The sequence below is a fragment of the Streptococcus pneumoniae genome, assembly GCF_001457635.1.
Lineage (GTDB): Bacteria > Bacillota > Bacilli > Lactobacillales > Streptococcaceae > Streptococcus > Streptococcus pneumoniae.
On the sequence record NZ_LN831051.1, the window covers coordinates 188,985 to 211,902 of the forward strand.

Consider the following 22,918-nt stretch of genomic DNA (forward strand, 5'->3'; position numbering starts at 1 on the left):
TAAACTATTAACTAAGATAGGATTGATAAATAATTTCAAACTCTTACTAGCAATCATACGATATTCAAGCTCGCGTGCTTTTTTCCTTCCTGCTTATTTCTTAGAACTGAAGAACCCGGATCGGTATATAAATTATCCGGATCAACATAGTCATAAGACTCATAACAGTTGCGCTTCATTAAGTCATCCCCAGAGCAAGAGCTTCATCTCGTAATTTTTCAACATCACTAACCGTAGGTCGCCATCCTTCAATCATATTTGTACTTAAAGCATACCAAACACTCCTAAAAACGGATCGGTTTTCAAAAGCTATTCCCATGATTGTCATCTTTTCTTTATCTATATCTAAGGACATATGCTACCTCCTTTAGATACATTATACCATGTTTCTATGTAGCTTTTAAAAATTTTATTTTGTTTGTCATATCTAAGTTTTCAGCATGCTTATCCTATTTTATAAACCTCAAACCCAAATATAAAACGCATTCTTTTTGCTTTTTTACTATTGTATCGTATTCTACGATAACATACTTTACTTTATTGTTTTTTTTAAATAACAGCAATTCCCTGTTTATCAACTATTCGAACTACTTTCTATTTTGCTTCATACCCTACATAGCGAAAAAATATGAAAAAGCAGAGAAGAATATCTTAAAAAGACCTCTTCACTGCTAATGTTAACGCTCATTATTTAAACTATATGGATTCTATCATCGAGTATACTTTTTTACTTATTAGATACCTTGCTCTTCTTTCACCAATTTTTGATCATATACACGGATGAATGGAAGATAGACTAGGAATGCTGCAAATGCACATACTAGAGCAACTAATACAGCTCGAAGATCTGCTGTCCCTAAGAAAGCTCCAATCCCTACTGGAGTTGGCCATGGAACCTGTGCGATAATTGGCTTAATAAAGTTTAGAGAATTCGCTACGTAATAAATAGTAGCAGTAACCATTGGTGCTAAAATAAATGGTATAGCCAAGGCTGGATTATAGATAATAGGTAATCCAAAAATTAATGGTTCATTAATATTAAATAAGGCCGGAACTACAGATGCTCGTCCTATTGCTTTAAGCTGTTCAGATTTAGAGGCAAAAGCAATATATAAACATAGTCCTAAAGTTGCACCAGAACCACCTGCAATTACAAACATATTAGAAAATTCACCTGCAACAGCGAAGTGCCCGCCAGCAGCATTTTCAGCCATGTTAGCAAGAGCAATTGGACTAACAAATGCAAAAACAATGTTCGCACCGTGGATACCTACAATCCAAAGTAGTTGAGTCAATAGATAAATAATCATTAAACCAATCCACGAATTAGTCAGATTGGATACAAAACCAAATGGAATTGCAATGACTTTAAAAATATCTGTTCCCATTGCTACAAGAAGACCGTTGATAAAGATAACAACAAATGCAACAACAAATCCCGGAACCAAAGCGGTAAATCCACGAGAAACTCCTTCTGGAACAGCTTCAGGCATTTTAATAACCCAATTATGTTTAACACACATACGATAAATAAGAACAGTCACAATTGCCATAATGATTGCGGTAAAAATCCCTGTTGTCCCAAAACGTGCGACTCCATTTCCCATTGCCCATCCATCTGCAATTACTGCACCTTCTTTTAGACTTGTCACAGTCTTCATCATTCCACCATCAAAAATGATTTGCGGTACTGTCATGACAAAAGCCATCAAGGCAAGCAAGGCACCATTAAGAGGATTCATATTGAGTTCTTCTTCCTCTGCATAAATTTTTGTCAATTCATATGCAAGTGATAGAACGAAATAAAGAGATAGAGAACCCATAGTCGCATAGTTTGCAACCATGTAAAGTGATGTGAATTTATCAAATGAAGCAGAGAAAATATCTGCCACAATTGGCCAAAATGAGAAAGCTTGTGGCAAAATACTGAATACCAAAAACATTGATCCTACAATAGTAAATGGTACAGCAGCCATACCTGCAGCCGTGATAGCACGTACTACTTTAAACTGAGCAAGTTTGCCCATTGGTCCCATAACATGGTTTTCAAGAAAACCAAACAACCCGTTTTGTTGATCCATAAATAGACCTCCTTAATAAAACATAATAATTTTTACTTTCTAAAGACTGGTTTCAAATACAAATTATACTAGATCAGGATTATAAACTAAGTGAGTTCTTTTCCAATTGGACAAATTGTTGATAAGCCTTATCTGTTCGTTTATAAATTTTTTTAATTCTTCTAATGTCTAACAAACTCAGAACTAAACCTAATAGAAGAACTACAAAAACAAATAAACGTGCTACTTGGTTATTTTCAAAAATCGGAAAAAGATTCTTAAACCAACTTGTCCAAGTTAAAACAAGTAATCCTATTGAAATAAGCATTTGTATTCTAACAAACATTAGTGTTATTCCCAACTTTTCTTTCCTATTTCCATAGAGTTTAAATTGTTCAACAGTTGCTAAAATAGAAAATACTATGAGCATAATGGGGAAAATAATAATAGGCGAGGGACTAATAAACTGATTCAAAAGCCAATAAATATTCCCAAAAAAGAAGAGTGCTATTGAATAACGTAGAAGAAGATATCGATTGAAAAAAGTATTAGTTAGAGCCATCTCTCGACGTTGTTGTTCAATCTTTTGTCGTTCTTTTTTATCCATATCATTTCCTCCTTATATAACAACACATATTTAGTTAACTTTCTTATAAAGAGCTAACATTTCCTTTGCTACTTCTAATAATGTCATAGTGGTCATTAAATGATCTTGAGCATGTACCATGATAATTTCAATTTTAATTTCCACTCCACTTGCGTATTCTTGCAAGAGTTTGGTTTGTGCATGATGCGCTTCAAGAATTATCTCATTTGATTGATTTAATTTACTTTCTGCATCATCAAAACTACCTTCTCTCATTTTTGCAAATGCTTCATGTATTTCTGACCTTGCATTTCCCGAATGCAGGATAATTTCAAATGCTGCAACCTGCAGTTCCTCTTGATTCATATGAACCTCCTATTTTATCTTCTCAAATATGTTAATAAAATCTTCAAAGTTATTGCAAGATATTAGCTGATTTTGCAATTCATCATTCTCTGTCAGAGAGACTATCTTTTTAGTCACAGTTGCCAAACCTTCGTTCCCATATATTGATGGAGATAGAAGAAATACTAGCTGAACATGTGAACTTTGATTATCCCAGAGTAACGAATCTTTACAAATTGCAACCGAAACCTTTCCCTCTGTACCAAAGGGCTGAATAGGATGCGGAACTGCAATTTTTTCAGAAAAAACAACTGAACTTAATTCTTCGCGCTGTTTAATTCCATAAAGTAAAGATTGTTCAAACTCATTTGATTCACCAACAGATAAACTCTCAACCATCTTTTCAAGTAAATTTACCTTGTCTGATTCAGTACATATTAAAAAGTTTTCTTTACTAAAATACTGTCTAAAGCCGTTGTTTTCAAATTTGTTAATCTTTGATGATTGTACATAACTAGAAACTTGCATCTGAACCATAGCTTTTCTAATCATTTCCATCTCATCACTCTTAAGAAACACACTAACTTTAAAAACTGGGATTTGAAAATATAGATTTGATAAATCAACAGCTGACACTATAAAATCTATTCCTTTAAGTTTTTCTTGATTCAATTCATAATAGCCTATTACATCAACAACTTCTACTCGCTTCCCAAACTCCGTTTCCAAACGATTTCTTAACATTTGGGCTGCACCAAATCCTGTTGCACAAATAGCAAGAATATTAAACTTAGTACTCTCTTTGCTACGTTCCATAGCAGCTAAAAAGTGAAGACTTACATATGCTACTTCATCATCTGATATTGTCCACTCCAAGAACTTGTCCATATTTGCAAGAATTTCTCTAGTCATAAAGAATATATCACTATAATTCTGTTTAATTTCATCTACTAAAGGGTTATTTAAGGTAATCCGGCTTTCTAAACGTACTTGTAGTGTCATTAGATGAGTTATCAATCCTTCAATTAGTTGGAAATCTGAAGAAAAGTTATACATATCATCTAATCCTAAATTCTGAAATGTTTTAAATAAAGATTTTTTTAAAACTTCTTCAGAAATATTCTTCTGATTTTTTTGACATTGTTGACTCTTAGCTAACAAATGCAAAGTAATGTAGTCTATTTCCTGAACTGGAAATTCCTGATTTGTTACTTCTCTTACTTTAGAAAGAATTCTTTGGGCAACCTTTCTCTCTGTTGCATCATCAGTCATCTGACAGTCTATATTTTTTATTTCAAATCCGGATTTTAAACGAATCACAGACAATGCTATGTGAACTACTAAATTCTGTAGTACAAAATCAGATAGTTTTAGGTTGGCCTCTTGGCATTCATCCAAAACAATTCTAGCAAATTCTTCTAATGGAACAGTTTGATCAAAAAAGTTAAATTTTACATAGCAATGTATTGTTTTAAAAAATTGATTCTCTAGGAAATAATTTATGATAAAACGTCGTTTATCACGTTCCTCGCCTGAGACATAAACTCCTTTATTCGCCCTACTCTCAATGGACAAATTATACTCTGATAACATCACTCGTATCTTTCTGAAATCATGAGATAATGTTGAACGACTAACGTAAAGTTCATCAGCTAAATCATCAAAAAGAACTGGAACTTGCTCAAATAATAATTTATTTAAGATAAATACTAAACGATCATCACCTTTTGAAACCGCAGTTTTCGTATAGTCTTCTTCCAGTTCATAAGTTTGTCTAAACTCCTGGTAAGCGCCTTGATTCTCAAAAAATATTTGATACCCTTGACCTTGTTTTGAAATCAACCGGACTCCTTGAATAATCATTGTCTTCTCAATTAATTTCAGTACATTACGGACAGTTCTATCTGAACAGGATAAATATTCTGCTAGTTCTTTGCTTGTAACAAAACGTTCCTTATTTTTTATTAAAAATTGAAGGATGTCTTTCTCTTTAATGTTTAACACATTCATTCCCTCCTAAAACGTATGTTTTCATATATTGAAGCATATTATACACTTAAATCAATTTATATCAAACTCAAAACAATTTATCTTAACTTAAATATTTATTGACATTTCATGTGTTCATCAAATATTCTCAAGAATCAAATTAGCCATTTTTTCAATTCCCATTGGAATAGGAATATAGGCTTGAGGAGGTATTTGTACAACTGGTTTTCCTGCTTTAGAACCAGCCTCTTCAAATTGCTTAAAGTACATTTTTGTTTGAGGGCTGACAAGATACAAATCAAAAGCTGCTGCTGCGATAGCTTTCCCTCCTTCAGTAGCACTAATAGCATCAACTACAATATCTTTCCCTTTTCCTTTTAGAAACTCTGTTGTTTTCTGTGCCATAAGTGATGAAGACATTCCTGCTGCACAAATAATTAAAGCTTTTGCCATAATATTTTCTCCTTTTCTTAAATCCAATCAAAGCTGTGCTAAGTTGACTTATCTGTTATCTATTTTTATTATAAAATAAAGCGTTTCCAATGACAATTCCCTCATTTTCCTAAATGATATGGAAAAAAATTATTTATACTTCAATTTATAAAATAAAATTATTCCTGAAAGTAGAAATGAAACACTATTTGCTAAAATCAAAGGCAAGTCTCCTATACGAATACCATGAGCAAGCCACAATGCAATACCAATAACTTGCATAACATACATACCTAGAGCAATAGATCCTGTGTCCTTTGTCTTAACTACACGAAAAACTTGTGGTAAAAATGCAAATGTTGTTAAAATTGCTGCAATACTTCCAATCATATGTCACCTCAATATGCTAAACAAACTGAGAATAATCTCAGTTTGTTTATACTATTCTACTGATTCACCGTTAGATGAAATAACTTCCTTATACCAGCCAAAAGATTTTTTCGGGGAACGATTATAACTTTCCTTCCCATTGTCATCTTTATCTACATAAATAAAGCCATAACGTTTCCGCATTTCACCGGTACCAGCTGAAACCAAATCAATACATCCCCATGGAGTATAACCCATTAAATCAACACCATCTTCAACTACAGCCTTTTTCATTTCACGAATATGGGCACCTAGATATTCAATTCTATAATCATCATGTACCATACCATCTGCTGCAACTTGATCTATAGCTCCAAAACCATTTTCAACAATAAAGAGTGGTAAGTGATAGTGGTCTGTAAACCAATTTAACGCATAACGTAAACCTTCTGGATCAATTTGCCACTCCCATTCAGAAGCCTTAACATAATTATTTTTCACTAAATCTTCTGTTTCAAGATAATCAAAATAAGGATTATTTTCACGATGAGAGTCGATAGCAAAGGACATATAGTAACTGAAACCAATGTAATCTACAGTCCCACCAAGTAAATCTTCTTTATCCTGGGCAGCAAAATCAACTGAAATACCTTTTCGTTCCCAATACTTGAAAATATGCTCAGGATATTTACCTAAAACATGCACATCAGCAAAATAATAACGCTTCTGCATAGCTTTCATTGCCATTAAGATATCCTTAGGATTGCAAGTAGCTGGATAAATTGGACACATCGCAATCATACAACCTATTTGAAAATCTGGATTAATCTCATGACCAATTTTTACAGCTCGTGCAGAAGCAACTAATTCGTAATGTGCTGCTTGATACATAATTGCTTCTCTATTATCACCTTCCTCATATACAATACCTGAGTTAGTAAATGGTGCAAAATCTTCCTGATAATTCGCTTGATTATTGATTTCATTGAAAGTCATCCAATATTTAACCTTATCTTTGTAACGTTTAAATACGACTTCTGCAAAACGAGCAAAGAAATCAATCAATTTCCTATTTTTCCAACCACCATATTCGGTCACTAAGTGATAAGGCATTTCAAAATGAGATAGAGTGATGACAGGTTCAATACCATTCTTTAAGCATTCATCAAAAAGATTATCATAAAACTGTAATCCTTCTTCATTCGGCTCTAACTCATCACCTTTTGGAAAGATACGCGTCCATGCAATAGAGGTACGGAAGCACTTGAATCCCATTTCAGCAAAAAGTGCTATGTCTTCTTTATAACGATGATAAAAATCTATCGCCTCATGATTTGGATAATATTTACCCTCTAAAACTCCCGAAGTAATTTCACGAGCTACTCCATGACGACCAGCAGTCATAACATCAGCAACACTAATTCCCTTGCCACCTTCTTGCCATCCACCTTCAAGTTGATGAGCAGCAACAGCACCACCCCATAAAAATCCATCTTTAAAAGTAGTCATCTTTTTTCCTCCTGACTTTGATACTCTTATTATAAACCTCAAACCAAAATATGAAAACGCATTCTTTTTCCTTATTGTTAAGGAAAGAAGTAATTTTTAATGGAAATAGAACAATATCTTCTTGTATTCTCGTAATGATATCTTTACGATTTTCAATACTTTCAAACTACAAAAACTCTCACAATAATTCTAATTCCCTGTGTCTATAAACGACTTATCGCTTTCTGGCATCCCAGAATCATCTTCTATATAACGTTCAACTTGCATCTGCAAGTGATATTTTTTTCTTAAATCTAAGATTTTCTGCATTGTCTTTGATTGATGATGCTTATCTAAAGTTTCTTGATTTATCCACTGATCAATAAGGAGAATAGTTCCCTCTTTTTCAATTGGTAAAAAATATTCGTATTTCAAGTTACCTTTTTGATTTCTAATTTCTTCAACAAGGCCACTATCAAGCATTTCTCTTGCAAACTTTATTGCACTATCTCCATCACCTTTATAATATACATTAATAGTCAATGTCATCTTATATCCTTCAAAATCATCCTTCAATTTTAAAAAAACAAGTTTAGATGAGGATCTAAACTTGTTTTTTATGAACTAATTATCTAACGTTTCGCCATTACTTTCAATCACTTCTTTATACCAATAAAATGATTTTTTCTTATAGCGATTTATAGTCAATTGAAACAAGAGCAGGACAAAAGAGCCCATGTTTTCTCAATAGGATTGTACTCAGGTGAGTAGGGAGGAAGAGGTAAAAGTTTATGCCCAAACTCTTCACACAAGAGTTCTAACTTACCCATTCTATGGAATCTTGCATTATCCATAATATAGTAGATTGAAACTAGAATAGTACACCTCTACTTCTAAAACATTGTTAGAATTCGATTTGACTATCCTCAGTTTGTCCTATTCTTATTTCACATTACTATAAAAATAAGGTAAACTTTTGAGTGCTTTGAAACGTTGATATAATCGTATTGATTAACGTTTTGAGGCAACTGACCATGTCAGGTTGCAGCCACATTTGTAAGCGACTAAAGTCGCAACAACTGTGTCAATTGCACCAATTTAGTAAGAAAGTATAAAAAAAGAACACCCCGAAAGGTGCTCTGTATAAGTATAGTAATTCTTTCGAATTAACGTTTACTAAATTGTGATGCTTTACGAGCTTTCTTAAGACCTGGTTTCTTACGTTCAACTTTACGTGAGTCACGTGTAAGAAGTCCTGCGCGTTTCAATGAATCGCGGAAGTCTGGGTCTACTTGAAGAAGGGCACGAGCGATACCGTGACGGATAGCTCCTGATTGACCAGCGTATCCACCACCTACAACGTTAACGAAAACGTCGTATGAACCTACAGTTGAAGTAACTGCGAATGGTTGGTTGATGACAAGACGAAGGTCAGCGTGTGGGATGTACTCTTCAACATCTTTTTTGTTAACAGTGATTTTACCAGTTCCTGGAACAAGGCGAACGCGTGCAACAGCGTTTTTACGACGTCCAGTACCTGCATATTGTGCTTGTGACATACTTTATTGTTCCTTTCCTTAGATAAGTCCTGAAATGTCAAGAACTTCTGGTTGTTGTGCAGCGTGAGTGTGCTCAGCTCCAACAAATACTTTCAACTTCATACCTTGAGCGCGTCCAAGTGTATTGTGTGGAAGCATACCTTTAACTGATTTCTCAATCAAACGTACTGCATTTTTAGAACGAAGTTCACCTGCAGAGATTTGTTTCAATCCACCTGGGTGGTTTGAGTGAGTGTAGTAGATTTTATCAGTTGCTTTTTTACCAGTCAATTTAACTTTTTCAGCATTGATAACAATCACGAAGTCACCTGTATCAGTGTGTGGTGTAAATGTTGGTTTGTTTTTTCCGCGAAGTACGCTAGCAACTACTGCAGAAAGACGTCCAAGTGGTACATCAGTTGCGTCAACTACGTACCATTTACGTTCAACTTGGCCTGGTTTAGCCATAAATGTTGTTTTGTTCATGATTTCTCCTATATATAGTTCGATTTTTGTTTACGGTGATGGGTGTTCCTTCCCATCGAAAAGTATTTGGAAGGTTCCGGGGCCTTTCAAATGGGGTAAACAATACCGCCTACTATCATACCAAATTTTACCCCTAAAAGTCAATAGATATGAAAAATATTTTTCGGTAACTTCTCAAAGTAACTGAAAGTTATATAATCAAGTTAATTTGGGAATTTACCTATTAACTTCGGTAGATTTTTAGGAATTTTTTCCCTATTTCTCCCTGTAACTAAAATCCTTTTCAAAAAATCACCTTTTCTTGATTTTTAATCCTATTTGCTGTATGATAAGGGAAAAGAAAGGGGACAGAGATATGGCTTTTACCAATACCCACATGCGATCTGCTAGTTTTGGCATTGTTACCAGCTTGCCCGATGACATCATTGACTCTTTTTGGTATATCATCGATCATTTCTTAAAAAATGTCTTTGAATTGGAAGAAGAACTCGAGTTTCAATTGCTTAATAACCAAGGAAAGATTACCTTCCACTTTTCAAGTCAACACCTCCCTACAGCCATTGATTTTGACTTTAACCATCCTTTCGACCCTCGTTATCCCCCAAGAGTACTGGTTTTAGACATGGACGGTAGAGAAACTATCCTCCTCCCAGAAGAAAATGACCTATTTTAATACTCAATGAAAATCAAAGAGCAAACTAGGAAGCTAGCCGCAAGCTGTACTTGAGTACGGTAAGGCGACGCTGACGTGGTTTGAATTTGATTTTCGAAGAGTATAAAAACTCTAGCCTTCAGTTGCAAGTGACTGAAAACTAGAGTTTTTCTATTTTTTCAAAGCATCATACAAGTTGCGGATCGGTTGTTTTAATATCGGATGGATAAAATGAGGCGCAATTTCCTGTAAGGACTCAAGGACAAAAAGGCGTTCCGCTATGTAAGGATGAGGCAATATGAGGTCGTCTGTATAAAGGATCTGGTCCTCCACAAAGAGCAAGTCCAAATCAATCAAACGAGGGCCCCAATGCACTTCTCTCACCCGTCCCAGCTCTGACTCAATGGCTAACAAGGTTTCTAATAGCACCTGGGCAGGCAACCATGTTTCTACTTCAACCACTTGATTGGTAAAGCTATCCTGCTCAACACCACCCCAAGGCTCCGTCGCTAAGACACTGGACTCTTTGAGAATATGGATACCTCGATTTCGCATTTTCTCAATGGCTTGTTTCAAGTTTGCTTGTTTATCTCCCATATTGCTTCCTAGGGCGATAAAGGCTCGTTGCTTGCGGCGATGGATGGTTACCGAGCAAGTATCTAGTGACAAATGCACCGGTGCCCAAGGTTTTTTCAGTTCCAACTTCATTTCTTGGACAAGAGGATAAGACTCAAAGGTACGTTCCACCAGTTTATAGGCTACCGTTTCAATCAAATCTTCACTCGTTTCCTGAAACCAAGTCGTCCACTGCTGACACAATTCTCCGTAATGGACAGAGGCTGTTAAATCCAAGTCTGTAGCTGACTTGGTCATATCATAGGATAGGATGGCTGAAACGACAAATTTCTGCCCCAATTCTTTCTCACTAGGAAAAAGACCATGATAGGCAAACATTTCCAAATCCTTAATCTGCAGTTGATCCATAATGATTCCTTTCTAGAAAAATCCGCTTGAAGCGGATTCTTTTTATAGCCCCATTAAACGATAAGCTTGGTCGCGGAGGTCCTTATCTGTTTCAAATAGACCACGAGCTACTGTCGTCAAGGTTGCAGTGCCTGGTTTTCTAACACCACGCATACTCATACACATATGTTCCGCCTCAATGACAACAAAGGCTCCTTTAGCACCTAGATAGTCCATCAAGGCATCGGCCACTTCGATATTCAAACGTTCTTGAATTTGTGGTTTTTTCGAATAAACTTCAACCGTACGGGCTAGCTTAGACAAGCCTGCCACACGACCATCTGGAATGTAGGCAATGTGCGCTCTACCATAAAATGGCAAGAAGTGGTGTTCACACATGGTATGGAAAAAGATATCCTTTTCTACCACCATATTATCGTCAATAATTTCAAAGGATTTTGACAAATGTTCCTCTGCTGTTTGACCAAGACCTGAAAAAATCTCTTGATACATACGGGCTACACGAGCAGGTGTTTCCTGCAAGCCCTCGCGATTAGCGTTCTCTCCTACAGCCTCGATAATCATTTTTACAGCTGCTTCAATCTTTTGTGTATCCATTCTCGTTCTTCCTCTCCATCAGATAGGCCCTCACTTGGCTCAAGAAATACAAGGAACCTGTGACAATCCTAACTGTTTGTTTCTCTTCTTTTTTATCTGTCAAATTCTGCTCTAGAAAATCATGCCAATCTTGGTAGCTGAGATTTCTAGACTTAGCTGCCTCTTTCAGCACGCTTTCATCCGTCGCCCGACTATCCGCAAAATGTGTTAGAGTAAGCTCGGTATCTGGCATGGCTCCCAACAAGTCCAACATATCCTCCAAGGCCTTGGTTTTGATACAAGTGAAGAGGATTTCCTTATGATAATCTGCAAAACGTTCTTGCAAGGTTACCAACAAGGCCTTGATAGCATGGGGATTGTGGGCTCCATCCAAAATCATCAAGGGATCTCTTGACACGATTTCCAAACGCCCTGGCCAACTTGTTTCTTCCAAGGCTTGACCAAGAAAGTCATTGCTTGCTAGCTCTCGACCATCTTCTTGACAAAAAGTATCAAGTAAAGCTATGGCCATCCCAGCATTCTCTATTTGGTACAAACCAAGCAGGCTAGTCTGGAAGCGACCTTGTCTGACAGCACTTGTATAGTCAAAGACTTCCCCTGTCACCACACTTTCTTGATGACGAACCTGATAATCTGTCCCGTAGGCAAGTCTCGGCGCATCTTTCCCTTCCGCAATGCGGTCAATCACAGTCAAGGCTTCTGGAGCAATACGCCCTGTTACCAAGGGCATCCCTTGTTTGATAATACCTGCCTTCTGCTCTGCTATGGCCTCCAAGGTGTCACCAAGTAGGGCCACATGATCCAAGCCAATAGTTGTAATTCCTGTCAAAATGGGCTGACAGACATTGGTACTATCCAAAAGTCCACCCATGCCAACTTCCATGATGGCCACATCTACTTGCTCTGAGGCAAAGTAGTCATAGGCCAGGGCTGTGATAATCTCAAACTCGGTTGTGTCCTGTAAATTGGCGACCGCTTCTCCCTCCAGCAAAGACTGATAGTCTGCCATGAGAGCTTCTAGCCTCGCTTCTGAGATCGATTCCCCATTGATGCTAATCTGGTCTGTGTAATGAATGAGATAGGGCGAGCTAAACACGCCAACTCTCAGCCCTAGCTTTTCTAGCATCTTTTTCAAAAAAGCAATAGTCGATCCCTTGCCGTTAGTCCCTCCGATATGGAGGACCTTGAGTTTGAGATGGGGATTGCCACGCAAAGCTAACAGTTCCACCATTCGTTCCAAGCCAAAATGCGGTTGATCCGTCCGGTAGTTAGCAATCCACTGATTGTTTTCAATTTCTTTCATCTTATTTATATTGTTTTAAATCTAAATTTTCCGCTTCATCAGCCAGACGAATGGCAGAGGCAATTTCAACTGCCATCCTGTGACTAGCTACGTCATGCACGCGCACCACTTCTACACCCTGTCTCGCAGCGATACTAGTTACATGAGCCGAAGCCGTGTCCCGATTTCGGAAACCAAGCTCTGTCTCAGGATTGACTTCAAACCCACTTTCTTCAAGGATATTGATGACAAATCGCTTGCGCGACACTCCGAGAAAGATTGGATAGCCCTTCTGATGTAGTTTATCCAGGTCCCGTAAAAGGAGGAGATTTTCTTTCTTGGTCAGACCAAAGCCAATTCCTGGATCCAACAGGATATTTTCTGGTGCAATACCAGCTTCTGCCGCTCTCGCTAGTGCTCGTTCAAAGAAAGCCACCATCAAGTCTTCGATTGGCAATGTTTCAAAGTCAGCTAACTCTTTTTCTGTAAAGGTTTGACCAAAACCAAAATGAGGGAAGATAAGCGAACTAGGATGCTGAGGTCGAGCCATAACTGGGTTAAACATGATGACCACTTTCGCTCCAGCTTTAGCAACCACATGGGCCATTTTTTCATCACCCATGAGACCAGTGATATCATTAACTAGATTGGCACCCGCAGCCAAAGCAGCCTCTGCCACCTGACTTTTCCAAGTATCGATAGAAATAAGGACATCACTTTCCTTGCGAATCGCTTTGATCACTGGAACAACACGCTGGATTTCCTCTTCTATCTCAACATAGCTACTTCCCGGCCGAGTCGATTCTCCGCCGATATCGAGCATACTGGCTCCTTCTGCTATCAATTTACGAGCCTGCTGGAGCGCCTGCTCAAGTGCAAAAAATTGACCACCGTCCGAAAAGGAGTCTGGGGTTACATTGATAATTCCGCAAATAGCTGTTTTTGCATGATTGGCTTTACTTGACATATCGGTCACTCCCTCAAGGCTTTTCATCATATTATTTTTCTATTTTACCATAAAAAGAAAAAGATGGACACGATTGCATTCATCTTTCCCTAGTAGAAAGAGGTCGGTTCCTACATAAAAACTTTTACACAGAAATTCCTAATGTCCGACTCATAATCACCACAAGAGCCAACAAACAGAAAGCAATCCCATTAACAATCATGTGAAGCAAGATCGACATTTCCAAACGTTGGGTCTTGTAGGCCGTCCAAGATAGAACTGTCGACATACCTCCATAAATCAATAAAGAAGGTAAATTACTTGGTTGATGCAATAAAGCAAACACAATCGTACCGACTACAAATCCCAAGTTCTCCTTGCCTCGGAAAATCTTTTTAGGAACAAGCCCACGGCACAAGATTTCCTCACAAATTGGAGCAAGCAAGGCTAGCAAGAAGAAGCTAGAAATCAGAGAACTATTCTGAACCATATCGTTAATCTGAGACTGGTTAGCTGTTGTCGTCTCATTTGACAGTTGCAACAAGATGGAACCAAGTATATTTGAACAGATAATGACTAAATAACTCAAGCCCAAACGTGCCAAATCCTTAGTTCTAAAAAAAGAAAAATTAAAACTTGCCAATTGCGTTTTACGAGCTCCAATAATAAATAGCACCAGAACCACAATAGAAATACCAGTAACTATCAGCCCTGACTGTAGCAGGGCTACTTCTTTTAAAGTCAAAATAGAGGTAACCACTAGGGGAACCTGATATAAAAGGACGGCAAGTAAAAAGACCAAAATCCAGCCTGCACGATTCAACAATTCTTTCCACATATTTTTCTCTTTCATCACCTATCTCCTTTGTATTAAAAAAGGGGGGAAATCCCCCTGGGTCATTCTATTATAAGGCCATGCTGATGTAGTTAAGGATAAACAAGGCATCCAAAATCCAAATCATGACATGAACATCTTTAACTTGACCTTTAACAAGCTTAGTCAAAGTGTAAGTCAAGAAACCAACTGCAATCCCTTGAGTGATAGAGTAGCTGAATCCCATAAAGATAGATGTGAAGAAGGCAGGAACTGCTTCAGACATATCATCCCAATGGATATTTTTCAAGCTACCAAGCATCATAATCCCAACGATAATCAAGATTGGAGCTGTAGCCGCTGTTGGTACGATCGCTAGAAGTGGGCTAAAGAAGCTTGAAATCGCAAAACAGATAGCTACAACCAAGGCTGTCAAACCAGTACGTCCACCTGCACCGATACCAGCAGCAGACTCAACATAAGTCGTTACGTTTGAAGTACCTGCAATGGCACCGACTGTCGTTCCAATCAAATCAGAGTAAAGAGCCTTATCCAATTTGGCTGATTGGTGATTTTCACCATTTGTCGCTACAATACCAACTTTTTCACCTGTACCGATCAAGGTACCAATTGTGTCAAAAATATCTGTCAATGAGAAGGCAAGAATGGCCATCAGAGTTTCAGGCAAGCGAGCTGTATCTGAAACCAAAGCTCCCAAACCTTCTGAACCAAGAGCTGCACCAAAGATTGTCTTCAAATCTTCAAAAGCTGCACCAACATGGTTATTAGCAAAATCGATACTAGACAAATCAACCAAACCAACTGCAATAGCAAGAACAGTTGTTGTCAAGATAGAGAGAATAATTCCCCCTTTAATCCCTTTGATGACAAAGAAGATAGTAATGGCAAGTCCTGCAAGAGCCACTAAAACAGCTGGATTATTAAAGCTGACCAATCCTGGAACTGCTGAAGAGTTTGCTGCAATCGTTGCTTGAGCTTTGTCAGCCCCTTCTCCTACAACAGTATAGTTGCCTGGATCAATCGTGAATTTCAAAAGTCCAGCATTCTTAATCCCTACATAGGCAAGGAAGACACCGATACCAGCTGAAATAGCTGAGCGAAGAGCATTGGGAATCGATTCAATGATCATTTTACGAACATTTGTCAAGGTAATAATCAATGAAATAATCCCACAGATGAAGACCATAGCTAGGGCTTCTTGCCAAGAATAACCAAGCCCGAATACAACTGTAAAGGTAAAGAAGGCATTGAGTCCCATACCTGGCGCTTGGGCATAAGGTAAGTTAGCATAAAAAGCCATCATCAAGGTACCCGCTACTGCACCAATAATCGTCGCTAGGAAGACGCCCTGAGCAGGCATTCCTGTTTGTGAAAGTATTTGTGGGTTTACAAAGAGAATATAGCTCATTGCAAAGAAAGTTGTTAAACCAGCGAGAACCTCTGTACGAACGTCTGTACCGTTCTCTTTTAGTTTAAATAATTTGTCCATCATCAATCTCCTTTTAATTTTTACGAACAATAATATAATTATATCATTTATCATTCACTTTTTCAATGTCTTTGTTTGATTTGTTTAAGAAATTAATCCAATTTCATTTTTTGTTTGGAATCTGCTTTTCTGCCTGCTTTCTGTTATAATAGAAGACATCTTATCTGAAAACACACTAGAAAGGTCCATATGACGAAAAAAATTATTGCAGTTGACCTGGATGGAACCCTGCTCAACTCAGACAGTCAAATTTCTGACTTTACCAAAAGAACCATCAAAAAAGTTGCTGAAAAAGGCCATCAGGTTATTATTACGACAGGTCGCCCTTACCGTATGTCAAAAGATTTTTACCGTGAACTGGGCTTAGACACTCCTATGATTAACTTCAACGGATCCCTTACTCATTTACCAGACCAAGTTTGGGATTTTGAAAAGTGTTTGACTGTAGACAAAAAATATCTGCTAGATATGGTTCAACGTTCAGAGGACATTCAAGCCGATTTTATCGCTGGAGAATATCGTAAAAAATTCTACATTACAAATCCCAATGAAGAAATTGCCAATCCCAAACTATTTGGTGTAGAAGCTTTCCAGCCTGAAGATCAATTCCAGCCTGAATTGGTGACCAAGGACCCTAACTGTATCCTCTTGCAGACCAGAGCCAGTGACAAATATGCCTTGGCAAAAGACATGAACGCCTTCTACCAGCATCAACTTTCTATCAATACCTGGGGAGGTCCGCTCAATATCCTTGAATGTACCCCAAAAGGTGTCAACAAGGCCTTTGCTTTGGACTACTTGCTCAAGATAATGAATCGTGACAAAAAAGATTTGATTGCCTTTGGAGATGAACACAATGATACCGAAATGCTCGCTTTTGCTGGGAAGGGTTATGCCATGAAAAATGCCAATCCAGAGCTACTCCCTCATGCAGATGAGCAAATTTCCCTTACCAACGACCAAGATGGGGTTGCCAAAACCCTACAAGACTTATTCTTATAACCTATACTGATACTCAATGAGAATCAAAGAGCAAACTAGGAAGCTAACCGTAGGTTGCTCAAAGCACTGCTTTGAGGTTGTAGATGAAGCTGACGTGGTTTGAAGAGATTTTCGAAGAGTATGACCAGCTTGCAAGCTGGTCTTTGTGCTCTTTTCACAGTCTCATCAACCAGTTAATCGATTGTTCTACTTTTTGTCTCCAAAACCTTGGAAAAGGCTTTCTTTTGTGATATACTTCACATATAAATACAAGAGAGCTCGTCACACTCGACTCTGTTGACAAAAAATCAATCCAGTCCCGTTGTCCCTGTTCTCGGTCAATATCAAGGAGGATAGCTATGAAAGCTGTTGTTGTAAATACAGAAAGCACTGGTGTTGCTATTGAAGAAAAAGTACTCCGTCCACTTGAAACTGGGGAAGCACTTGTAGAAGTTGAATACTGTGGCGTTTGCCACACCGACCTCCACGTTGCTCATGGTGACTTTGGTCAAGTCCCAGGACGTGTTCTTGGGCACGAAGGTATCGGTATCGTTAAAGAGATTGCTCCAGATGTGAAAAGCCTTAAAGTCGGTGACCGCGTCAGCGTTGCTTGGTTCTTTGAAGGATGTGGCACTTGCGAATACTGTACAACTGGTCGCGAAACCCTTTGCCGTACAGTGAAAAATGCTGGCTACTCAGTAGACGGTGGTATGGCTGAACAATGTATCGTAACTGCTGACTATGCTGTCAAAGTTCCTGACGGACTTGATCCAGCCCAAGCTTCTTCTATCACATGTGCTGGAGTAACAACCTATAAAGCTATCAAAGAAGCAAAAGTTGAACCAGGCCAATGGGTTGTTCTTTACGGTGCTGGTGGACTTGGTAACCTCGCTGTTCAATACGCTAAAAAAGTATTCAATGCTCATGTTATCGCAGTCGATATCAACAATGACAAACTTGCCCTTGCAAAAGAAGTAGGCGCTGACATTGTGATTAACGGCCTCGAAGTTGAAGATGTAGCTGGACTCATTAAAGAAAAAACTGATGGAGGAGCTCATTCAGCTGTCGTAACTGCTGTGTCTAAAGTTGCCTTCAACCAGGCTGTTGATTCCATTCGTGCTGGTGGTCGCGTCGTCGCTGTTGGTCTTCCTTCTGAAATGATGGAACTCAGCATCGTTAAAACAGTCCTCGATGGAATCCAAGTCATCGGTTCTCTTGTCGGAACTCGTAAAGACTTAGAAGAAGCCTTCCAATTTGGTGCAGAAGGTCTGGTAGTCCCAGTTGTTCAAAAACGTCCAGTAGAAGATGCTGTTGCCATTTTCGACGAAATGGAAAAAGGCCAAATCCAAGGACGTATGGTACTCGACTTCACCCACTAATCTAATAGAAACCTATTTTAAAAGTTGGAAGCTTCTTCCAACTTTTTTATATTAAATTTTAAATAAGAATTCAAGATTACTCCTCAAAAACTCAACATATCAACATACAAAAATAAATTTTTTTAATTTTTTATGATAAATAGTTGCTTTTTTTATGAAAACGGTTTATACTTAAACAGTCTTAAAGTTTTCTTAAATGAAAACTAAAACAAAAAAGGAGGAATGACAATAATGAGTATCGGAATCATTATTGCGAGCCACGGCGAATTTGCTGCGGGTATTCATCAGTCAGGATCTATGATCTTTGGTGAACAAGAAAAGGTTCAAGTTGTGACCTTTATGCCAAATGAAGGTCCTGATGATCTATACGCTAAGTTTAATAACGCTGTTGCTGCATTTGACGCAGAAGATGAGGTTCTAGTTTTGGCTGACCTTTGGAGTGGTTCTCCATTTAACCAAGCTAGTCGCGTGATGGGAGAAAATCCTGAGCGTAAGTTTGCCATCATCACAGGACTTAACTTACCGATGTTGATTCAAGCCTACACAGAGCGCCTCATGGACGCTGCTGCAGGTGTAGAAAAAGTCGCTGCTAATATCATTAAAGAAGCCAAAGATGGCATCAAAGCTCTTCCAGAAGAGCTAAATCCAGTTGAAGAAGTTGCAAGCGCTGCAGCTGCTCCAGGTGCCCAAACTGCTATCCCAGAAGGAACTGTTATCGGAGACGGTAAATTGAAAATCAATCTTGCCCGTCTTGACACACGTCTACTTCACGGTCAGGTTGCAACTGCTTGGACTCCAGATTCAAAAGCAAATCGTATCATCGTTGCTTCAGATAATGTGGCTAAAGACGACCTTCGTAAAGAATTGATTAAACAAGCAGCTCCAGGTAATGTCAAGGCTAACGTGGTTCCAATTCAAAAACTGATTGAGATTTCAAAAGACCCACGTTTTGGAGAAACACATGCCCTTATCTTGTTTGAAACACCTCAAGATGCCCTTCGTGCCATCGAAGGCGGCGTGCCAATCAAGACTCTTAACGTTGGTTCTATGGCTCACTCAACAGGTAAAACATTGGTCAATACCGTTTTGTCTATGGACAAAGAAGACGTTGCTACATTTGAAAAAATGCGTGACTTGGGTGTTGAATTTGATGTCCGTAAAGTACCAAATGATTCTAAAAAAGATTTGTTTGACTTGATTAACAAAGCCAATGTCAAATAAGCCATTATTTATGAAAGGATTTTAAACATGTCTATTATTTCTATGGTTTTAGTAGTCGTTGTAGCCTTCTTTGCAGGTCTTGAAGGCATCCTCGACCAGTTCCAATTTCACCAACCACTTGTAGCCTGTACCCTTATTGGGCTTGTAACAGGTCACTTGGAAGCAGGGATTATCCTCGGTGGATCGCTTCAAATGATTGCCCTTGGTTGGTCAAATATCGGTGCTGCTATCGCTCCTGATGCTGCACTTGCTTCTGTCGCTGCTGCCATTATCATGGTTCTTGGTGGTGACTTTACCAAGACTGGTATCGGTGTTGCCCAAGCGGTTGCTATCCCTCTTGCCGTAGCTGGTCTATTCTTAACTATGATTGTTCGTACAATTTCAGTTGGATTGGTTCACACTGCTGATGCTGCCGCTAAAAAAGGTGACTTCGGCGCTGTGGAGCGTGCTCATTTCATTGCGCTACTTTTCCAAGGACTTCGTATCGCGCTTCCTGCAGCTCTTCTCCTTATGGTACCAACTGAAACTGTACAAAGTATCCTTAGTGCCATGCCAGACTGGCTCAAAGATGGTATGGCTATCGGTGGTGGTATGGTCGTTGCCGTTGGTTACGCCATGGTTATCAACATGATGGCAACTCGTGAAGTATGGCCATTCTTCGCTCTTGGTTTCGTTCTCGCTGCTGTGTCAGATATTACTCTAATCGGATTCGGTGCTATCGGTGTTGCTATCGCTCTTATCTACCTTCACCTTTCTAAAACTGGTGGAAATGGTGGCGGAGGAGCCGCAACTTCTAACGACCCAATCGGCGATATCCTAGAAGACTACTAAGATAAGAAAGGACTGAAAACATCATGACTGAAAAACTTCAATTAACTAAATCAGATCGTAAAAAAGTTTGGTGGCGTTCAACCTTCTTACAAGGGTCTTGGAACTTTGAACGGATGCAAAACTTGGGCTGGGCTTATACACTCATTCCAGCTATCAAAAAACTCTATACTAAAAAAGAAGATCAAATCGCTGCTCTTGAGCGTCACCTTGAGTTCTTCAACACTCATCCATACGTAGCTGCTCCAGTCATGGGGGTTACTCTTGCGCTTGAAGAAGAACGTGCTAACGGTGTGGAAATCGATGACGCTGCTATCCAAGGGGTTAAAATCGGTATGATGGGACCTCTTGCTGGTATCGGTGACCCAGTATTCTGGTTTACAGTGCGCCCAATCCTTGGATCTCTCGGTGCTTCACTTGCCCTTACTGGCAATATCTTGGGTCCACTCCTCTTCTTTGTTGCATGGAACTTGATTCGTATGTCATTCTTGTGGTATGTTCAAGAGATTGGATACAAGGCTGGATCAGAAATCACTAAAGATATGTCTGGTGGTATCCTTCAAGATATCACTAAAGGAGCTTCTATCCTTGGGATGTTCATTCTTGCTGTCCTTGTTCAACGCTGGGTAAATATTAAATTTGCTTTCGATGTTTCTAAAGTTCAACTAGATGAAAAGGCTTATATCCATTGGGATAAATTGCCAGAAGGGTCTAAAGGTATCCAAGAAGCATTCGCACAAGTAGGACAAGGATTGTCTCAAACTCCTGAAAAAGTTACTACTTTCCAACAAAACTTGGATATGTTGATTCCTGGATTATCAGGACTACTCCTTACTTTACTTTGCATGTACTTACTTAAGAAAAAAGTATCTCCAATCACTATTATCCTTGCCCTCTTCGCAGTGGGTATTGTGGCACATGTTCTTCACATCATGTAATCAAGCAACTAAAAAGGAACCAGGTTCTAAAATCTGATTCCTTTTTTCTATGCTTTTATTCAGCCAAGGCTCCCATTGGATCCCATGGTGCAAGTACGATTGGTTCTGCTCCATAGGCAGCTTGTTCTTCTGCTGTCAGCAATTCCTTACGAACAACGATTTGGTATGTGTATTCGTCCATCCAAGCGTCTGAGGCAACAAAGTAACCATCTGTACCGACCTTGTCTCCCCATGAGTTTTCAACCTTCCACTTGGTTGATTTACCATTTTCGTCCAAGTCAACACCTGTCAAGACCATGGCGTGGGTCATCAAGCTTTCGCTATAGTCCAAACGTCCAGCCTTGTCTTGAGTAAGTTTAATGTCCATGCTTGATTCAAAGTCATAAACATCTGTCGCAAGGATGCCAGCCTTACGGTTGCTGAGCTGGCCGACATCAGAACCAAACCAAACAGTCTCACCTGCTTGCATTTGGGCAATCGCCAATTCTTTCAAGCGCTCCATTGGAACGTTGATGTAGCGAACTGCACGGCTACCAACCACATTCCCCAACATCTCAACTGTGTAAGATTTTCCGTAAGGTTTATCAGCAGTTGGAGCATTGATAACAGAAACGTAGTCTTCTAAAGGAAGATTGACATATTTCTTGTAAAACTCTTGTGGTGTGATTCCTTTTTCACTTTTATAGTTGTTATCTTTATCGCGATAAGCAAAGTCAAACTTGCGTGGTGGAAGTCCTAATGACATAGCAAGAAAGTTAAAGATTTCTTGCAAGAGGTCTTCTTTCTTAGCTTGAACAGTCGCTTGATCTGCACCAGAAACAAGCAAATCACGCAAGATTTGAGCATCTTGACGAAGCAATTTATTAAGGATCGCATTTAGCTCACGACTGCTGCTAGATGAAACAGACTCAGGATAAACTGACTTAGGCACGACACCGTATTTTTCAAAGAGGGAAACGACCATATCCCATTGACCGCCATCTTGTTGAGGTGTTTGGAGTAAGAAGCTAACCTTGCGGCTAGTCAATTCTTGGTCTGAAGTCGCAATGACTTGCTCCAAGAACCAGTTTGATTTCTCATACTTATCCCAGAAGAAAGTGTGGGCTTGTGACAACTCAAAGTTCTCCAATTTGTATTGCGAGATGAGTTTGTGGCGGAAGGTGTTGAGAGCCGCAAACATCCAGCAACGACCAGACGCTTTCTGGTTAGTGACCTTGTCCTTGGTTAAATCCAATGAGAAAACAGGTGTGTTGTCTACATGGCTTTGGCGACATTCCAGAGCTGCAAAAATTCCGTTGTGGCTGGCAGCATTTTCAATCGCTTGGTATTTTACATTTGCTTCATAGTTGGCAAATAGTTTATCAGTAAATGATTCTTGAATCGCGTTCATAGATTCCTCCTTTTATTCTACAGTCTATTATAACTCTTTTCACAAAGGAAGCAACTAAAAAACATAAAAGGCGAGGACATTGTCCCTCACCTTTTTCGAATTT

General features: G+C 38.8%; 24 protein-coding genes and 1 pseudogene. 6 read left to right on the forward strand and 19 right to left on the reverse strand.

Features of this window, described 5'->3' with window-relative positions:
* Nucleotides 1-178: 178 nt before the first annotated feature.
* The 12 genes and pseudogenes from AT689_RS00925 to rplM form a co-directional block, all read right to left on the reverse strand.
* Entirely contained in the window at nucleotides 179-355 is a 177-nt protein-coding gene (locus tag AT689_RS00925) for a hypothetical protein (protein WP_000050751.1), read from the reverse strand.
* Between the two features lie 379 nt (nucleotides 356-734).
* Nucleotides 735-2,081, reverse strand: coding sequence for a PTS cellobiose transporter subunit IIC (celB, locus tag AT689_RS00930; RefSeq protein WP_000372720.1), 1,347 nt, complete (start codon nucleotides 2,079-2,081; stop codon nucleotides 735-737).
* Between the two features lie 79 nt (nucleotides 2,082-2,160).
* Nucleotides 2,161-2,667 (reverse strand): hypothetical protein, encoded by a 507-nt coding sequence (locus tag AT689_RS00935; protein WP_000358304.1) that lies wholly within the window; start codon nucleotides 2,665-2,667, stop codon nucleotides 2,161-2,163.
* Nucleotides 2,668-2,697: 30 nt separating this feature from the next.
* Nucleotides 2,698-3,012: a PTS cellobiose transporter subunit IIA gene (locus AT689_RS00940; protein WP_001070943.1), complete on the reverse strand. Its 315-nt coding sequence runs from the start codon at nucleotides 3,010-3,012 to the stop codon at nucleotides 2,698-2,700.
* A gap of 9 nt (nucleotides 3,013-3,021) precedes the next feature.
* Nucleotides 3,022-5,001: a BglG family transcription antiterminator gene (locus tag AT689_RS00945; RefSeq protein ID WP_001101789.1), complete on the reverse strand. Its 1,980-nt coding sequence runs from the start codon at nucleotides 4,999-5,001 to the stop codon at nucleotides 3,022-3,024.
* A gap of 117 nt (nucleotides 5,002-5,118) precedes the next feature.
* Nucleotides 5,119-5,433, reverse strand: coding sequence for a PTS cellobiose transporter subunit IIB (locus tag AT689_RS00950; protein ID WP_001029637.1), 315 nt, complete (start codon nucleotides 5,431-5,433; stop codon nucleotides 5,119-5,121).
* A gap of 129 nt (nucleotides 5,434-5,562) precedes the next feature.
* On the reverse strand, nucleotides 5,563-5,802 hold the full coding sequence (locus AT689_RS00955; protein ID WP_000580382.1) for a SemiSWEET transporter: 240 nt from the start codon (nucleotides 5,800-5,802) through the stop codon (nucleotides 5,563-5,565).
* Between the two features lie 51 nt (nucleotides 5,803-5,853).
* The gene (locus tag AT689_RS00960; protein WP_000206479.1) at nucleotides 5,854-7,290 is read right to left on the reverse strand and encodes a 6-phospho-beta-glucosidase; all 1,437 of its coding nucleotides are present in this window, start codon (nucleotides 7,288-7,290) and stop codon (nucleotides 5,854-5,856) included.
* A 189-nt stretch (nucleotides 7,291-7,479) separates the two neighbouring features.
* Nucleotides 7,480-7,818, reverse strand: coding sequence for an antibiotic biosynthesis monooxygenase family protein (locus AT689_RS00965; RefSeq protein WP_000176410.1), 339 nt, complete (start codon nucleotides 7,816-7,818; stop codon nucleotides 7,480-7,482).
* A 155-nt stretch (nucleotides 7,819-7,973) separates the two neighbouring features.
* Nucleotides 7,974-8,126, reverse strand: a pseudogene (locus AT689_RS00970) (transposase); the annotation flags it as partial.
* 309 nt (nucleotides 8,127-8,435) lie between these two features.
* Entirely contained in the window at nucleotides 8,436-8,828 is a 393-nt protein-coding gene (rpsI, locus tag AT689_RS00975; protein ID WP_000075973.1) for a 30S ribosomal protein S9, read from the reverse strand.
* Between the two features lie 18 nt (nucleotides 8,829-8,846).
* Complete coding sequence (gene rplM, locus AT689_RS00980) at nucleotides 8,847-9,293, reverse strand: 50S ribosomal protein L13 (protein ID WP_001044624.1); 447 nt, start codon at nucleotides 9,291-9,293, stop codon at nucleotides 8,847-8,849.
* A gap of 355 nt (nucleotides 9,294-9,648) precedes the next feature.
* Here rplM and AT689_RS00985 point away from each other — a divergent pair, with 355 nt between their 5' ends.
* Complete coding sequence (locus AT689_RS00985; protein ID WP_000886031.1) at nucleotides 9,649-9,966, forward strand: DUF960 domain-containing protein; 318 nt, start codon at nucleotides 9,649-9,651, stop codon at nucleotides 9,964-9,966.
* Nucleotides 9,967-10,116: 150 nt separating this feature from the next.
* Here AT689_RS00985 and folK read toward each other — a convergent pair whose 3' ends face one another.
* From folK to AT689_RS01015, 6 genes are all read right to left on the reverse strand, one after another.
* A complete protein-coding gene (folK, locus tag AT689_RS00990) occupies nucleotides 10,117-10,929 on the reverse strand; it encodes a 2-amino-4-hydroxy-6-hydroxymethyldihydropteridine diphosphokinase (protein WP_000372544.1) in 813 nt (270 codons plus the stop codon).
* Between the two features lie 42 nt (nucleotides 10,930-10,971).
* Nucleotides 10,972-11,526: a GTP cyclohydrolase I FolE gene (folE, locus tag AT689_RS00995; protein WP_000380924.1), complete on the reverse strand. Its 555-nt coding sequence runs from the start codon at nucleotides 11,524-11,526 to the stop codon at nucleotides 10,972-10,974.
* Nucleotides 11,507-12,829 (reverse strand): bifunctional folylpolyglutamate synthase/dihydrofolate synthase, encoded by a 1,323-nt coding sequence (locus tag AT689_RS01000; protein ID WP_000658405.1) that lies wholly within the window; start codon nucleotides 12,827-12,829, stop codon nucleotides 11,507-11,509. The genes folE and AT689_RS01000 overlap by 20 nt, the downstream gene beginning before the upstream one ends.
* Nucleotide 12,830: 1 nt before the next feature.
* On the reverse strand, nucleotides 12,831-13,805 hold the full coding sequence (gene folP / locus AT689_RS01005; RefSeq protein ID WP_000978138.1) for a dihydropteroate synthase: 975 nt from the start codon (nucleotides 13,803-13,805) through the stop codon (nucleotides 12,831-12,833).
* 94 nt (nucleotides 13,806-13,899) lie between these two features.
* Nucleotides 13,900-14,607, reverse strand: coding sequence for a CPBP family intramembrane glutamic endopeptidase (locus tag AT689_RS01010; protein WP_000660454.1), 708 nt, complete (start codon nucleotides 14,605-14,607; stop codon nucleotides 13,900-13,902).
* Between the two features lie 52 nt (nucleotides 14,608-14,659).
* Complete coding sequence (locus tag AT689_RS01015) at nucleotides 14,660-16,078, reverse strand: NCS2 family permease (protein ID WP_000359282.1); 1,419 nt, start codon at nucleotides 16,076-16,078, stop codon at nucleotides 14,660-14,662.
* A 189-nt stretch (nucleotides 16,079-16,267) separates the two neighbouring features.
* Here AT689_RS01015 and AT689_RS01020 point away from each other — a divergent pair, with 189 nt between their 5' ends.
* The 5 genes from AT689_RS01020 to AT689_RS01040 all read left to right on the forward strand — a co-directional run bounded on the left by AT689_RS01020 (nucleotide 16,268) and on the right by AT689_RS01040 (nucleotide 21,425).
* The gene (locus AT689_RS01020) at nucleotides 16,268-17,080 is read left to right on the forward strand and encodes a Cof-type HAD-IIB family hydrolase (protein ID WP_000162362.1); all 813 of its coding nucleotides are present in this window, start codon (nucleotides 16,268-16,270) and stop codon (nucleotides 17,078-17,080) included.
* A 338-nt stretch (nucleotides 17,081-17,418) separates the two neighbouring features.
* A complete protein-coding gene (adhP, locus tag AT689_RS01025) occupies nucleotides 17,419-18,438 on the forward strand; it encodes an alcohol dehydrogenase AdhP (RefSeq protein ID WP_000649200.1) in 1,020 nt (339 codons plus the stop codon).
* Between the two features lie 231 nt (nucleotides 18,439-18,669).
* Nucleotides 18,670-19,659, forward strand: a complete 990-nt coding sequence (locus AT689_RS01030) for a PTS sugar transporter subunit IIB (protein ID WP_000021969.1) — start codon at nucleotides 18,670-18,672, stop codon at nucleotides 19,657-19,659.
* A 27-nt stretch (nucleotides 19,660-19,686) separates the two neighbouring features.
* The gene (locus AT689_RS01035) at nucleotides 19,687-20,490 is read left to right on the forward strand and encodes a PTS mannose/fructose/sorbose transporter subunit IIC (RefSeq protein ID WP_000022715.1); all 804 of its coding nucleotides are present in this window, start codon (nucleotides 19,687-19,689) and stop codon (nucleotides 20,488-20,490) included.
* A gap of 23 nt (nucleotides 20,491-20,513) precedes the next feature.
* Nucleotides 20,514-21,425 (forward strand): PTS system mannose/fructose/sorbose family transporter subunit IID, encoded by a 912-nt coding sequence (locus AT689_RS01040; protein WP_000136861.1) that lies wholly within the window; start codon nucleotides 20,514-20,516, stop codon nucleotides 21,423-21,425.
* Nucleotides 21,426-21,480: 55 nt separating this feature from the next.
* Here AT689_RS01040 and pepC read toward each other — a convergent pair whose 3' ends face one another.
* Nucleotides 21,481-22,815 (reverse strand): aminopeptidase C, encoded by a 1,335-nt coding sequence (gene pepC / locus AT689_RS01045; protein WP_000991634.1) that lies wholly within the window; start codon nucleotides 22,813-22,815, stop codon nucleotides 21,481-21,483.
* Between the last annotated feature and the right edge of the window lie 103 nt (nucleotides 22,816-22,918).